The sequence below is a fragment of the Citrobacter sp. Cpo221 genome (assembly GCF_030332345.1).
Taxonomy (GTDB): Bacteria; Pseudomonadota; Gammaproteobacteria; order Enterobacterales; family Enterobacteriaceae; genus Citrobacter; species Citrobacter portucalensis.
The window spans coordinates 164094-178655 of sequence record NZ_JAOWIA010000029.1 but is presented as its reverse complement, the minus strand read 5'-3'; the positions used below and the strand labels follow the sequence as shown (position 1 = coordinate 178655).

Here is a 14562-nt window from a genome sequence, read left to right as displayed (position 1 = left end):
ATAGATTACCCTCATAATCGCAACCCAAACAGAAGTGACTTTCTATGGCAATAAGTGAACCAACCCAGCCTGTGGCTGGCGCGTCAGCGTCGGTTGCTAAAGCACGCACCTCATTTGGCATTTTAGGAGCGATCAGCCTCTCCCATTTGCTAAACGATATGATTCAGTCGCTGATCCTGGCGATTTATCCGCTATTGCAGTCAGAGTTCTCGCTAACGTTCATGCAGATCGGGATGATCACCTTAACCTTCCAGCTTGCTTCTTCGCTGCTGCAACCGGTGGTGGGTTACTGGACGGACAAATACCCGATGCCGTGGTCGCTGCCCATTGGGATGTGCTTCACGCTGAGCGGACTTGTTTTGCTAGCCATGGCCGGCAGCTTCCATATGGTGCTGCTCGCCGCGGCGCTGGTTGGCACCGGCTCTTCGGTATTTCATCCGGAATCGTCCCGCGTGGCACGCATGGCCTCCGGCGGTCGTCACGGCCTGGCACAGTCAATTTTCCAGGTTGGCGGCAACTTCGGCAGCTCTCTGGGACCCTTGCTGGCAGCTGTCATCATCGCGCCATATGGTAAGGGTAATGTGGCCTGGTTTGTTCTGGCTGCGTTATTAGCGATTGTCGTCCTGGCACAAATCAGCCGTTGGTACGCTGCGCAGCATCGGATGAGTAAAGGAAAACCGAAAGTCGCCATCGTAAATCCGTTACCGCGCAATAAAGTTGTGCTGGCGGTAAGCATCCTGCTGGTGCTGATTTTCTCCAAATACTTCTATATGGCGAGCATCAGCAGCTATTACACCTTTTATCTGATGCAAAAATTCGGATTATCGGTACAAAACGCCCAGTTTCACCTGTTTGCCTTCCTGTTTGCCGTCGCGGCCGGGACGGTGATTGGCGGACCATTGGGCGATAAAATTGGCAGAAAATATGTTATTTGGGGGTCTATCCTCGGCGTTGCGCCATTTACCCTCGTTTTACCCTACGCAACGCTGGAATGGACCGGGATTTTAACCGTGATCATTGGTTTTATCCTCGCATCGGCGTTTTCTGCTATTTTGGTCTACGCACAGGAACTGCTTCCTGGGCGTATCGGCATGGTTTCTGGGCTATTTTTCGGTTTTGCCTTCGGCATGGGCGGCTTGGGAGCCGCGGTGTTAGGGCTGATAGCCGACCATACCAGCATCGATTTGGTCTACAAAATATGTGCTTTCCTGCCACTTCTGGGGATACTGACCATATTCTTACCTGATAACCGACACAAAGCCTGATTTTCTGACGGCCAAAAGTAAATTTTGGCCGTCATTACTTGCAGTAGCCATCAGCCTTTACCTCTCACATATCACCGTACTTTTCCGATCCGTGCTTTTTTGCGCGTAAAATCCCGTTTTCTTCAAAATTCAATAATTATTCATAAACATAAACATTAAAATTGTCATAAACTATTACTCGTAGTTTGGGTTTTCAGGATCACCACAGCAACCAAAGGAGACGGAATGCATCACGCCACCCCGCTTATCACCACCATTGTCGGCGGCCTTGTGCTCGCTTTTATATTAGGCATGATTGCCAATAAACTACGTATTTCTCCTCTGGTGGGATATCTGTTAGCGGGCGTTCTGGCCGGTCCATTTACACCTGGTTTTGTTGCTGATACTAAGCTCGCGCCTGAGCTGGCCGAGCTTGGCGTTATTCTGCTGATGTTCGGCGTGGGGCTGCACTTTTCGTTGAAGGATTTGATGGCGGTAAAGTCTATTGCCATTCCCGGCGCGATTGCCCAGATAGCGGTGGCAACGCTGCTGGGTATGGCGCTTTCAGCTGTATTAGGCTGGTCGCTGATGGTGGGGATCGTCTTTGGTCTGTGTCTTTCAACCGCCAGTACCGTGGTGCTACTGCGCGCGCTTGAAGAACGACAGCTCATTGACAGCCAGCGAGGGCAAATTGCCATTGGCTGGCTGATTGTCGAAGATCTGATGATGGTGCTGACGCTGGTTCTCCTGCCAGCCGTCGCCGGGATGCTGGAAAAAGAAGATGTCGGCTTCGCCTCGCTGGCCGTCGATATGGGCATTACCATCGGTAAGGTGGTGGCGTTTATCGCGATTATGATGCTGGTGGGTCGTCGCCTGGTACCGTGGATTATGGCCCGCAGCGCCGCAACCGGTTCACGCGAACTGTTTACCCTCTCAGTCCTCGCCCTCGCCTTAGGTATCGCCTTTGGCGCAGTAGAGCTGTTCGATGTCTCCTTTGCGCTGGGCGCGTTCTTCGCTGGTATGGTGCTGAATGAATCTGAACTAAGCCACCGTGCGGCGCATGATACTCTGCCGCTGCGCGATGCGTTCGCCGTGCTGTTCTTCGTCTCCGTCGGGATGCTGTTCGATCCGTTAGTTCTGATCCAGCAGCCGTTGGCGGTACTGGGCACGCTGGCGATTATCATCTTTGGTAAATCCCTTGCCGCCTATTTCCTGGTGCGCCTGTTTGGTCACTCCCAACGCACGGCGCTCACTATTGCCACCAGCCTGGCGCAGATTGGTGAATTTGCCTTTATCCTGGCGGGTCTGGGAATGGCGTTAAACCTGCTGCCGCAGGCCGGACAGAATCTGGTACTGGCGGGGGCAATCCTGTCCATCATGCTCAACCCGGTGCTGTTCGCGGTGTTAGAAAAATATCTCGCCAAAACAGAAACGCTGGAAGAGCAGACGCTGGAAGAGGCTATCGAAGAAGAGAAGCAAATTCCGGTAGATATCTGCAATCACGCCCTGCTGGTTGGCTTTGGTCGCGTCGGTAGCCTGCTGGGTGAGAAATTGATGGCTGCCGGGATCCCGCTGGTGGTGATTGAAACCTCACGTACCCGGGTGGATGAACTGCGCGAGCGTGGGATCCGCGCGGTGCTGGGAAATGCCGCCAACGAAGAGATTATGAATCTGGCGCATCTGGATTGCGCGCGCTGGCTGCTGCTGACCATTCCCAATGGTTATGAAGCGGGTGAAATTGTCGCTTCTGCACGTGAGAAATGCCCGTCGATTGAGATTATCGCCCGCGCGCATTATGACGATGAGGTGGAATATATTACCGAACGCGGCGCCAACCAGGTCGTCATGGGTGAGCGCGAAATCGCCCGTACCATGCTGGAGCTGATTGAAACGCCGCCTGCAGGTGAAGTTGCTACGGCCAGTTAATGTCCGTGCCGGATAGCGCTATCGCTTATCCGGCCTATGCAAGATTTAACGGTCCCAGTACGACTCTTCGAGACTGTCTTCACGTTCCGGCAAACCGCGCGTCAGGCGCGGTGAATGCTGGTTCAGCACCTGATAACTCACGCGATTAGCATATTTACACACCTGGGCTAACGACGAATAGGTCAGCCAGGTGAACTTGTGCTTGCTGGAGTTAGGCACGTTGCTGCGGTGATAGCTGTTGGCGGTAATATCATGCAGCAATGCCGCCAGCGCGCCATCACCTGCGCCGTTGGTGTTCATTATCTTTTCAGGTCCGCCCATATACGGTGCGATGTGCGAATACACGCGCAGCGGATTGGTACAGTCTTTATGGCGCATGGCGCGGCTGAATTCGTACTGGTTAAATTCGGCAATAGCACCGGGCAGCAGCGGATGCTGGGTTTTACGTTTGACTTCTTCTTCCGTAAAGCCCGCCATATACAGCCCCGCCGGACCCGCAGTGCACAGCACCAGATCCACCCAATCCAGCGCTTTATCAGACGCCAGCAGCGGATCATTCTCGCCGGTCAGCGCTTCGGCCTCTTCTTCATTCATCGCCAGAATAGAGACATGCTCTTTGAGGAATGCCTGCCACCACTGCGGATTATCGGCAATGACGAATTTGGTGCCCAGGGTCAGAACCACCGGCACATTGTGTTTTTTGGCATATTCAATCGCCTTCATGGTCGCTTCCGGCATCGGCTCACCCGGCTCGCAGCGCACCAGATAAGACGTCAGCACCAGCGCGGATGCACCAGCAATCACCGATTCAGGGATGCTCTCCGCCCGTAGTTTATTCATATGCCCAGGGCTGATTGCGAAGGTACGCTCACCTGACTCGCCAATCAGCGTAAAGCAGCGGCCAATCGGTCCGTTAACGCCTTGCAGGTAGTTCAGGTCGGTACGGCTGGAGGTATTGCATAAATAGCGGTACGCATAGCTGCCAATCTCGATATTGCTGCACATCACGCCCAGCAGCACCGAGCGGTCATCCGCCAGCACGGAGTAGTTGTGCATCGTGTTACCGATAGTACCGCCCGCAAACTGATGGGTGATCAAATTTTCACGCACCAGTTCCTGGTAGAGCGCTTCAGCAACATCATCGGCAATCACCAGAGAATGCCCGGCGCTTAATCCATAACGTTTTACAAAGTCATCATCCACTTTGGCTTCAATATCCACCAGCGTCTGGTCGATGCCCACCACCCAGGCTGCGCTGGTTTCATTTTCTGGCTGAATTTGTTGCAGCAACGGATCGCGCGCGCTGACGGGAAAATAGTGTTTGGATTTGCGTTTACCGGGAAATTTCATGGTCGATTTTACGGGTGGTTAACTGAGCGATGCATGGTAGCACATTCCCTGCCACGCATGCGATGCGGCGCTAAGTTTCAATATCAGACGGTGAGATCGCAGTTTAAACGGGATTAATTTCTACAATAACTCACCTTCACAAGGAGCGTTTTATGAAGCCGGAAAACAAGATCCCCGTACTCGACAGAATTTCGGATGAAATGAAAAGCGTGGTGAATTTTCATCGCGACGATCTGCCGCCGTGGCCCGCTGCCGATGACTTCGTGGCCCAGCGCCAGCACTACATTCATGAACGGCAGCTGTGGAATGCCGATGCCCCAGAGATGAATACCCGCGAATGCGTTATTTCTACCGCATGCGGCCCCGTGGCCACACGTATTTACTCACCGCAGCCCCATAGCCTGGCAACGTTGTATTATCTGCACGGCGGCGGTTTTATTCTCGGTAATCTGGATACCCATGACCGTATTATGCGCTTACTGGCGCGCTATACGCAGTGCACGGTAATTGGTATCGACTATTCGCTTGCGCCAGAAGCCCGTTTCCCGCAAGCCATCGAAGAGATTGCCGCCGTCTGCCAGTATTTTCATCAGCACTCTGGCGACTATTCTCTTAATGTGAATCATATCGGTTTTGCGGGCGATTCCGCCGGAGCCATGCTGGCGCTTGCCAGCGCGCTGTGGCTACGGGATAAACGCATTGTCTGCGGCAAGGTGGCTGGGGTGCTGTTGTGGTATGGGCTTTACGGCCTGCAGGATTCACTGAGCCGACGGCTGATGGGCGGAGCGTGGGATGGGTTAACCCGCGAGGACTTGCAGATGTACGAAAACGCGTACCTGCGTAGCGCTGACGATCGCGAGTCACCGTATTATTGTCTGTTCAATAACGACCTGACGCGTGACGTACCGCCGTGTTTTATCGCCGGCGCTGAGTTTGATCCGCTGATTGACGATAGCCGCTTACTATTCCAGACGTTGCAGGCGCATCAGCAGCCCTGCCAGTACAAAATGTACCCCGGCACGCTACACGCCTTCCTGCACTATTCGCGAATGATGAAAACCGCCGACGATGCGTTGCGGGAAGGCGCTCGTTACTTCAGAGCCCAGCTTTAACGGTAAGCGTCAGTCAGTTTAACCATCATTTCGATATGTTCCGGTGCGGCATTAAGCGCCGGAATATACTCATATTGCTTACCGCCAGCCTCAAGGAAAATTTCCCGGTTTTGTACCGCTATCTCTTCCAGCGTTTCGAGGCAATCTGCCGAGAAGCCCGGACACATAACCTGGATATGTTGTGTCCCTTTCTCCGCCAGCATTTTTAACGTTTCGTCGGTATATGGCGTCAGCCATGGTTCGCGACCAAAGCGAGACTGGAAGGTCATCATTACTTTTTCTGGCGGCAGGCCAAGCGCTGAAACCAACTCTCGGGTGGTATCACGACAGCGCTGCGGGTAGTCATCTCCTTCATCGGCGTACCGCTGCGGAATGCCGTGGTAGGAGAGCAGCAGCAAATCAGGTTCACCGTGTTGAGCAAATGAATCCCGGGCACTCTTCGCCAGCGCATCGATGTAGCTGCTGTCATCGGCGTAATCACGAATAAATGAAACGCCAGGAATACCGCGTTTACGCGCTAAGATACGCGCCAGTTCGTCCCAGACGGCCGCCACCGTCGAACAGGAATATTGCGGGTACAGCGGTAACACCACCATGTGTTCAACCCCGCTTGCCAACAGTTCATCGACCGCGCTTTCAAGCGACGGCGAACCGTAGCTCATTCCCAGCGCGACAGGGGTATTTGGTAGGCGTTCTGCCAGGGCCCGCTGTTGTGCCTTGCTATAAACCATCAGCGGGGAACCGTCTTCCATCCAGATTGACTGGTACAGCTTGGCTACGCGTGGCGCACGCAACGGTAAAATCACCCCACGCAGCAGCGGCCACCACAGTGCAGGTGACGTATCAACTACACGTGGATCGCTTAAAAACTGGCGCAGGTAGCGCTTAACGGCTTCGGGGGTTGGGGCATCGGGAGTGCCGAGGTTTGCCAGCAGGATACCGGTTTTCGTCTGACGCATTACCGCCTCTTATCGATTCAAATTGTTGATAATTGTAGCGGAAAAGCGATAAAGAAGAACTAATTGCTGTGAGAGGTAAGACGAGAATTTGCCTGATGGCGCTACGCTTATCAGGCCTGCGCGATAATGGCAGGCCTGATAAGAGGTTTATTACGCGAAAAATTAGCCGAGGATTTTTTCCAGCGCTGCGCGCACGTCAGCAACGGCCTGAGTGCCATCAACTTTCGCGTATTTGGTGTTACCCGCCTGCGCTTCTTTAGAGTAGTAGCCGATCAGCGGAGCTGTCATCTGATGGTATTCCACCAGGCGCTTACGTACAGTTTCTTCCTGATCGTCTTTACGGGTGGTCAGCTCTTCGCCGGTCACGTCGTCTTTACCTTCAACCTTAGGCGGGTTGAATTTGATGTGGTAAACACGGCCAGAAGCAGCGTGTACGCGACGACCTACAATACGGTCAACGATCAGTTCGTCAGGAACATCGAACTCCAGAACGTAGTCCACGTTGATGCCCGCTTCTTTCATGGCGTCTGCCTGCGGAATAGTACGCGGGAAGCCATCCAGCAGGAAACCATTACGGCAGTCTTCCTGAGCAATACGCTCTTTTACCAGCGCGATCACCAGCTCATCAGTCACCAGCTTACCGGCGTCCATGATGTCTTTCGCTTGTTTGCCCAGCTCGGAGCCAGATTTCACGGCGGCACGCAGCATATCACCGGTGGAGATTTGCGGAATACCATACTTCTCCATGATGAACTGAGCCTGAGTTCCTTTACCCGCGCCCGGAGCGCCAAGCAGAATGATACGCATTACGAAAATCCCCTTAAAGGTTGTCGATATTTTTTAAAAAGCGCTAAACGATACCACCATCACGCAATTGGCTCAAGAAAGACGCCCGACGCTGAAACGGTTAACGGTGGGAAAATTAAAAATAAGGCGAGAAAATGCCGGATGGCGGTGGAAACACCGTATCCGGCATACTATTACGAGATGCTGTAGGCCGGATAAGCGTTAGCGCCATCCGGCATTACATTACGGGTATCAGGACACCAGCAACTGGTTCATACGACGGATAAACTGGTTAGGGTCTTCCAGCGTGCCGCGCTCAGCAAACAGCGCCTGATCCAGCAGCAGTTCGACCCACTCTTTAAACTGCGCTTCATCCTGGGTATCCGCCGTGCGTTTTACCAGCACGTGGTCCGGGTTGAGTTCAAAGATATATTTCACTTCCGGTACGGCCTGGCCCGCAGCGGCAAACAGTTTCGCCATCTGGGTGCTCATTTCATCCGCATCGGTGGTGACGATGGCTGGCGTGTCGGTCAGACGGTGAGTCAGACGCACTTCTTTCACGCGGTCGCCCAGCAGGGTTTTCACGCGCTCAACGAACGGCGTCAGCGCTTTTTCCGCTTCTTTTGCCGATTCATCAACTTCATCCGCCAGCTTGTCGATGGACTCGTCAGCTTTAGCAACAGACTGGAATGCCTTACCGTCGAACTCGGTCAGGTAGTTCATCATCCACTCATCGATGCGGTCAGAAAGCAGCAGGACTTCAATGCCTTTCTTACGCAGCAGTTCCAGGTGCGGGCTGCTCTTCGCTGCCGCATAGCTGTCTGCGGTGATGTAGTAGATTTTCTCCTGCCCTTCTTTCATACGCGACACGTAGTCTTCCAGCGACACGGTCTGTGCGGAGGAGTCAGTGTGCGTAGACGCGAAGCGCATCAGCTTAGCGATCGTTTCCTGGTTGGCGTGATCTTCCGCCGGGCCTTCTTTCAGTACCAGGCCGAACTGTTTCCAGAAGGTCTGGTATTTTTCCGCGTCGTCTTTCGCCAGTTTTTCCAGCATCTGCAGTACGCGTTTGGTCAGCGCGCTGCGCAGGTTACGGGTGACTGTGCTGTCCTGCAGGATCTCACGGGAAACGTTCAGCGGCAGATCGTTGGAATCTATCAGACCGCGCACAAAGCGCAGGTAGTTCGGCATGAACTGCTCGGCGTCGTCCATAATAAACACACGCTGGACGTACAGTTTCAGACCATGCTTGTGATCGCGGTTCCACATATCCCACGGAGCCTGGGACGGGATGTACAGCAGGCTGGTGTACTCCTGCTTACCTTCCACACGGTTGTGGCTCCAGGTCAGCGGGTCAGTGAAGTCGTGGGCGATGTGCTTGTAGAATTCGTTGTACTCGTCGTCTTTGATTTCCGACTTGTTACGGGTCCACAGCGCCTGCGCCTTGTTGATCTTTTCCCAGGAAACCACGGTCTCGCCGTCTTTCTCTTCGGATTTTTCGATCTCTACCGGCAACGCGATATGGTCGGAATATTTGCTGATGATGGAACGTACGCGCCAGTCATCAAGGAACTCATCTTCGCCTTCACGCAGATGCAGGGTGATTTCGGTGCCGCGATCGTCTTTGGTGATGTCGGCAACGGTGTACTCACCTTCGCCCGCAGATTCCCAGAACACGCCGTTTTCCGGCTTATCGCCCGCAGCACGGGTACGCACGGTGACTTTGTCCGCCACGATGAACGCAGAGTAGAAGCCCACCCCGAACTGGCCGATCAACTGGCTGTCTTTCGCCTGATCGGAACCCATGGATTCGAGGAAAGATTTAGTACCGGATTTCGCAATGGTCCCCAGATGATCGATAACGTCATCACGGTTCATCCCCACGCCGTTATCGGCAATGGTCAACGTACGCTTATCTTTATCGAAGGAAACACGTACACGCAGTTCACCGTCGCCTTCATACAGGTCCGGGTTAGACAGGGCGCGGAAACGCAGCTTGTCTGCCGCATCCGAGGCGTTAGAGATAAGCTCACGCAGGAAGATTTCTTTATTGGAATACAGAGAATGGATCATCAGGTGCAGAAGCTGTTTTACTTCTGACTGAAAACCACGAGTTTCTTGTCCTTTCATGTAGATCTACCTCAACAATGCCATTTTCAATGGTAAAAACACGTTGAGGGTGAAATGGGGACAAGCGGGAAGGATTTCAAGCGGAAGCCGCCGTCGCGGCCTCCGTTTGTTCAGAATTTAATCTTGTGTCGTCCTGCCAGAGAGTGCGACAGCGTAGTGCCATCGACCATTTCCAGCTCGCCGCCTACCGGAACGCCATGGGCGATACGGCTGGCTTCAACGCCATATTGCATGCAAAGCTCAGCAATATAGTTGGCGGTCGCCTCTCCTTCGACCGTGGGATTGGTCGCCAGGATCAGTTCGTTGATTTGCTCAGACTCCAGTCGCTGTTCGAGACGATCCAGCCCGATATCATCAGGGCCAATACCGTCCAGCGGCGACAGGTGTCCCATCAGCACGAAGTAACGTCCGGAAAACTGCCCGGTTTGCTCAATGGCGTAGATGTCCGCCGGACTCTCCACCACACAAATCTGACCGTTTTCCTGGCGACGCGGGTTCGAGCAAATGTTGCAGACGTCTTGCTCTGTGAAGGTGCGGCAATCGGCACAGTGGCCGATTTCCGACATCGCCTTCGTTAACGCCTGTGCCAGACGCATCCCGCCGCTGCGATCGCGCTGAAGTAGCGTGAACGCCATGCGCTGCGCCGACTTCGGGCCAACGCCGGGCAGACAGCGCAGTGCTTCCATAAGCTGAGTTAACAGCGGGCTGGTTTGCATCAGAACGGCATCTTAAAGCCAGGCGGCAGCTGCATTCCGGAGGAAACAGAGGCCATCTTCTCTTTCTGCGTCTCTTCAATGCGACGCGCCGCGTCGTTGAATGCCGCAGCAACCAGATCTTCCAGCATCTCTTTGTCGTCTTCCAGCAGGCTTGGATCGATCTCCACGCGACGGCAGTTGTGCGCGCCGTTAATGGTCACTTTTACCAGACCCGCGCCAGATTCGCCGGTCACTTCCAGCTTGGCGACTTCTTCCTGCATCTGCTGCATTTTTTCTTGCATCTGCTGGGCCTGTTTCATCAGGTTACCCAGACCGCCTTTACCAAACATAGGCTTCTCTCTCAATCACGTTAAGGGATGACGACCGTCAAACCATTAGGCTGACGATCAAATGGGGCGAATACTCTCTTCGTCCAGCTCCGCATCGAAAAAACGACGCAGCGTCTGGATGTTATTATCCGCAATAATCGACTCACGCGCCTGCGCGAGCTTCTCTTCATAAATGGCCTGACGCCACTCCAGCGGCGTACGCACCGCTGGATTATCATCTTCAACGATGGTCAATTCAACCGTTGACCCAGTTAAGGAACTCAGAGCTTCGGCCAGTTTTTGCTGCGCACCGCTGGAATTTAGGTGTCGCTGCGTGGAACGCAGATGCAGGCAAACTACGTTGCCATTCTCTTCTTTCCAGGCATTAAGCGCCACCTGCTCCACCAGTTTAGGCAGCGAGAGCTGACTCACCTGGGCGGCCCACGGGTCGCGTTCAATGGCTTCAGCCGCAAGCTTTGCCGCCAGTTCCGGCGTTTTTTCATGCTCAAGCGCTTTTTTCAGCGCTTTCGGCGTGGCAACGACTTCTTTAACTTCTGCAACAGGATTGGTCGCTTTCCAGCGATACGCTTCTTTCTTCGCCGGTGCTTTTTCCAGCGCAGAGACCGCCGGACGCGCCTGAACACGTTCCGACACCGAAGCCAGTCTTTCCAGCGCAGCATTATTCACCGGCCGCGCGCGGGAAGCGGCTGCCGGTTCACTCTTTTTTGCTTTGGTTGCTCCCTGAGCGCGTTGCAACTGGCTACGCGCCGCCAACACCTGACTGGTGGCATCGGAGAGCGGCACATTCTGTTGCTGTTGTGCAGGCGCAGGCTGCTGCTGCACCTGCGTCGGGGTCATCACCGCAGTGGGTGCGACCGGGGCAAACGACTGTCGTGGAACTTCAGGTTCCGGGAGCGGCATGCGCGGATGAAAAGCCAGCGCACGCAGCAGCGTCATTTCGACGCCCATTCGCCTGTCCGGCGCATATGGCAGTTCCTTGCGCCCGATTAACAAAGTTTGGTAGTAAAGCTGCACATCGGTTGGCGGAACAATTCGCGCCAGTTCACGCATACGCTGTTCAATGGCGGCCATATCGCTGCCGAGCGCGGCAGGCGAAAGCTGAACCATGGCAATACGATGCAGCAAAGCCGACATCTCAACCAGCAGCGCTTCCCATTCGATACCGCGCGCGGCGGCGTCGTTTACCAGCGCCATCACGCGTTCGCCGTCCGCAGCAACAACCGCTTCAACGAGCGAGAGCGCCTGGTCGTCGTCCAGCGTGCCGAGCATAGTGCTGACCGCCTCGGTCGAGACCTGGCCATCGCCGCTGGCGATCGCCTGATCGGTCAGGCTCAGCGCATCACGCAGGCTGCCGTCCGCGGCGCGAGCCAGCAGTTGCAGTGCACGTGGTTCATGGGCGATATGCTCTTCTTTGAGGATATGCTCAAGCTGATGGCGAATCTGTTCGACATCCAACGCTTTAAGATGGAATTGCAGACAGCGCGACAGGATAGTCACCGGCAGCTTCTGCGGATCGGTAGTCGCCAGCAGGAACTTAACGTGCGCGGGCGGCTCTTCGAGCGTTTTCAGCAAGGCATTAAAACTGTGGCGAGACAGCATGTGCACTTCGTCGATCAAGTAGACCTTAAAGCGACCGCGCGCAGGCGCATACTGGACGTTATCCAGCAGGTCACGGGTGTCTTCGACTTTGGTGCGTGAGGCGGCGTCGATTTCAATCAGATCGACAAAACGCCCCTGCTCGATTTCCCGGCAATTATCGCACACGCCACACGGCGTGGCGGTGATGCCGGTTTCACAGTTTAATCCCTTCGCCAGCAAACGGGCGATAGAGGTTTTCCCGACGCCACGGGTGCCGGAAAACAAATAAGCATGATGAATACGCCCTAACGACAAGCCGTTCGCCAGTGCCGTCAGCACATGTTCCTGGCCGACGACGTCAGCAAAGGTTTGTGGGCGCCATTTTCGGGCTAAGACCTGATAACTCATTGGCAGGCTCTGAAAGGCTGGAGGGTGGATTCACAGGGGGATAATGCTAACACAACCTCGCAGCGACGGCGAGGTTGTGTGTCTCGGTATTCGTCTACCGAGATAAGATAGCCCGACTTAGTGGCCCGGGAATGGAACCAGGCTATAACAGGTCAGCCCCTGTTTTTCCAGACGCTGTTCGCCGCCCAGATCAAACAGGTTAATGATAAAAGCAGCATCGGTAACTTCACCACCCAGACGGCGGATCAGCTTCACAGTCGCTTCAATCGTGCCGCCAGTTGCCAGCAGGTCGTCCACAACCAGCACTTTATCGCCAGGTTTGATGGCATCAACGTGGATTTCCAGCTGATCGGTGCCGTATTCCAGCTCATAGGTCTCAGCAATAACTTCACGCGGAAGCTTACGGGGTTTGCGTACCGGAACAAAGCCGACGCCCAGACCCAACGCTACCGGCGCGCCAAACAGGAAGCCACGCGCTTCGGTGCCAACCACTTTAGTGATACCCGCATTTTTGTAGCGTTCAACCAGCAATTCAATGCTGAGGGCGTAGGCTTTCGGGTCTTCCAGTAAACTGGTGACATCACGAAAGAGAATGCCCGGTTTTGGGTAGTCGTGGATGCTTTTGATGCTATTTTTGAGAAACTCAAGCTGCTGTGCTGTCGCGGTCATAAGTTTGTGCCTGATTAATACAGTATTACTTCACGGCGCACTAAACACTTCATCCTCGACGTATCTTGAATGATTTTGTGTCTATATAAGAGCCAAGGTTACACTTGCTTAACCTTTGACCACCTGCGCCTGTGCTCGAAAACGGTCGAATTTACTGGCTGTGAGAGACAATTGCAACAGCGATTATTGCGCTTTACTGCTTTTGTTGTTTTTCATCAATCACCGGGATCCGCCACATAAAAATCAGTAAACAGGCAAGAATAACCAGCAGCAGGCCGCGCACCCACATCATATTGACCAGCCACAGTGAAATACCAAACGTCACCAGGATCAACAAAACAGCGCGCGGTTTTGCTCCCGGCGGCATCGCACGGTGTTTTTGCCAGTGGCGCAAATACCCGCCGAACCACGAACGGTAAAGCAACCAGTCGTGAAAACGCGGCGATGAGCGGGCAAAACACCAGGCTGCCAGCAGTATAAACGGCGTCGTCGGCAACAGAGGCAATACAACGCCCAGCGTACCTAGCACTACCGCTATCCAGCCAATGATGATTAGAATAATGCGTTGCATAATATGAGTACTTAACACAGAGAATCGCTACTTTAGCATAACGGTTCTCATTTTCATCGGAGTGTTGTTGTGAAAACCGCCATGCTGTTACAGACGCTCGAAAACCAGCTTAACCGCCTGCGACAGCGTTGTGCTCCGCTGGCGCATCACACAACGCTTAGCGCCCGCTTTGACAGGCATCTGTTTCACACGCGCAGCACGTTGCTGCAGGCTTGTCTGGATGAGGCTGACGATAATCTTACTGCCCTGCGCCGTGCCGTTGAGCAGCAGCAACTCCCGCAAATCACCTGGCTTGCGGAACACCTTGCCTCACAGTTAGAGGCGATTTCACGTGAAACCGCCAGTTGGTCCCTTCGAGAGTGGGACAGCGCTTCTCCAGGTCTGGCGCGCTGGCAGCGCAAGCGGGTCCAACATCAGGAATTTGAACGCCGTCTGGTTGAAATGACGCGTGAACGCAAAGAGCGTCTGGCTCAGGCTACCGGCTTTGAAGAACAGCAAAAACTGCATCGTGAAGTAGAAGCATTCGAGGCGCGACTGGCGCGCTGTCGCCATGCTCTGGCAAGAATAGAAAACGTGCTGGCGCGTTTAACCCGTTAATCCCCGGAGAATTTATGTCATTAGAGAACGCCCCGGACGAGGTCAAACTGGCCGTCGATTTGATTGTTTTACTTGAGGAAAATCAGCTACCAGCACGAACAGTGCTACGCGCGCTGGAGATCGTCATGCGTGATTATGAAAACAAACTTAAAACTGCGGAAGGCACCTCGCAAACTGATTAATTGCCCTC

Annotated in this window: 14 protein-coding genes and 1 other annotated feature; of the genes, 5 read left to right on the top strand and 9 right to left on the bottom strand. The window is 54.1% G+C overall.

The window, feature by feature from the left end; all coding sequences use genetic code 11:
- Window positions 1–44: 44 nt before the first annotated feature.
- Entirely contained in the window at window positions 45–1265 is a 1221-nt protein-coding gene (fsr, locus tag OGY72_RS02045; protein WP_003021788.1) for a fosmidomycin MFS transporter, read from the top strand.
- A 225-nt stretch (window positions 1266–1490) separates the two neighbouring features.
- Window positions 1491–3170 (top strand): YbaL family putative K(+) efflux transporter, encoded by a 1680-nt coding sequence (ybaL, locus tag OGY72_RS02040; RefSeq protein ID WP_003021783.1) that lies wholly within the window; start codon window positions 1491–1493, stop codon window positions 3168–3170.
- 45 nt (window positions 3171–3215) lie between these two features.
- On the opposite strand, the gene gsk is transcribed toward ybaL, so the two are convergent.
- On the bottom strand, window positions 3216–4520 hold the full coding sequence (gene gsk / locus OGY72_RS02035) for an inosine/guanosine kinase (protein ID WP_003831054.1): 1305 nt from the start codon (window positions 4518–4520) through the stop codon (window positions 3216–3218).
- Between the two features lie 152 nt (window positions 4521–4672).
- On the opposite strand from gsk, the gene aes reads away from it, so the two are divergent.
- On the top strand, window positions 4673–5632 hold the full coding sequence (gene aes / locus OGY72_RS02030; protein ID WP_126318996.1) for an acetyl esterase: 960 nt from the start codon (window positions 4673–4675) through the stop codon (window positions 5630–5632).
- Here aes and hemH read toward each other — a convergent pair.
- The 8 genes from hemH to OGY72_RS01990 all read right to left on the bottom strand — a co-directional run bounded on the left by hemH (window position 5629) and on the right by OGY72_RS01990 (window position 13775).
- Window positions 5629–6591 (bottom strand): ferrochelatase, encoded by a 963-nt coding sequence (gene hemH / locus OGY72_RS02025; RefSeq protein ID WP_003831052.1) that lies wholly within the window; start codon window positions 6589–6591, stop codon window positions 5629–5631. The genes aes and hemH overlap by 4 nt on opposite strands.
- 162 nt (window positions 6592–6753) lie before the next feature.
- Window positions 6754–7398: an adenylate kinase gene (gene adk, locus OGY72_RS02020; protein ID WP_003021773.1), complete on the bottom strand. Its 645-nt coding sequence runs from the start codon at window positions 7396–7398 to the stop codon at window positions 6754–6756.
- A gap of 231 nt (window positions 7399–7629) precedes the next feature.
- Complete coding sequence (gene htpG / locus OGY72_RS02015; RefSeq protein WP_032942554.1) at window positions 7630–9504, bottom strand: molecular chaperone HtpG; 1875 nt, start codon at window positions 9502–9504, stop codon at window positions 7630–7632.
- Window positions 9505–9614: 110 nt separating this feature from the next.
- The gene (gene recR, locus OGY72_RS02010) at window positions 9615–10220 is read right to left on the bottom strand and encodes a recombination mediator RecR (RefSeq protein WP_003831050.1); all 606 of its coding nucleotides are present in this window, start codon (window positions 10218–10220) and stop codon (window positions 9615–9617) included.
- The gene (locus OGY72_RS02005) at window positions 10220–10549 is read right to left on the bottom strand and encodes a YbaB/EbfC family nucleoid-associated protein (protein ID WP_003021764.1); all 330 of its coding nucleotides are present in this window, start codon (window positions 10547–10549) and stop codon (window positions 10220–10222) included. Before OGY72_RS02005 ends, recR begins: the two co-directional genes overlap by 1 nt.
- 57 nt (window positions 10550–10606) lie before the next feature.
- Window positions 10607–12535 (bottom strand): DNA polymerase III subunit gamma/tau, encoded by a 1929-nt coding sequence (gene dnaX, locus OGY72_RS02000; RefSeq protein WP_003831049.1) that lies wholly within the window; start codon window positions 12533–12535, stop codon window positions 10607–10609.
- Window positions 11210–11274, bottom strand: a sequence feature (DnaX frameshifting element). It overlaps the preceding gene by 65 nt.
- Before the next feature lie 117 nt (window positions 12536–12652).
- On the bottom strand, window positions 12653–13204 hold the full coding sequence (gene apt, locus OGY72_RS01995) for an adenine phosphoribosyltransferase (protein WP_003021759.1): 552 nt from the start codon (window positions 13202–13204) through the stop codon (window positions 12653–12655).
- Window positions 13205–13397: 193 nt separating this feature from the next.
- A complete protein-coding gene (locus OGY72_RS01990) occupies window positions 13398–13775 on the bottom strand; it encodes a DUF454 family protein (protein ID WP_032934350.1) in 378 nt (125 codons plus the stop codon).
- Between the two features lie 69 nt (window positions 13776–13844).
- On the opposite strand from OGY72_RS01990, the gene priC reads away from it, so the two are divergent.
- Window positions 13845–14372 (top strand): primosomal replication protein N'', encoded by a 528-nt coding sequence (gene priC / locus OGY72_RS01985; protein ID WP_175310247.1) that lies wholly within the window; start codon window positions 13845–13847, stop codon window positions 14370–14372.
- A gap of 14 nt (window positions 14373–14386) precedes the next feature.
- Window positions 14387–14554, top strand: a complete 168-nt coding sequence (gene rsmS / locus OGY72_RS01980; RefSeq protein ID WP_065772037.1) for a pleiotropic regulatory protein RsmS — start codon at window positions 14387–14389, stop codon at window positions 14552–14554.
- Window positions 14555–14562: the final 8 nt, after the last annotated feature.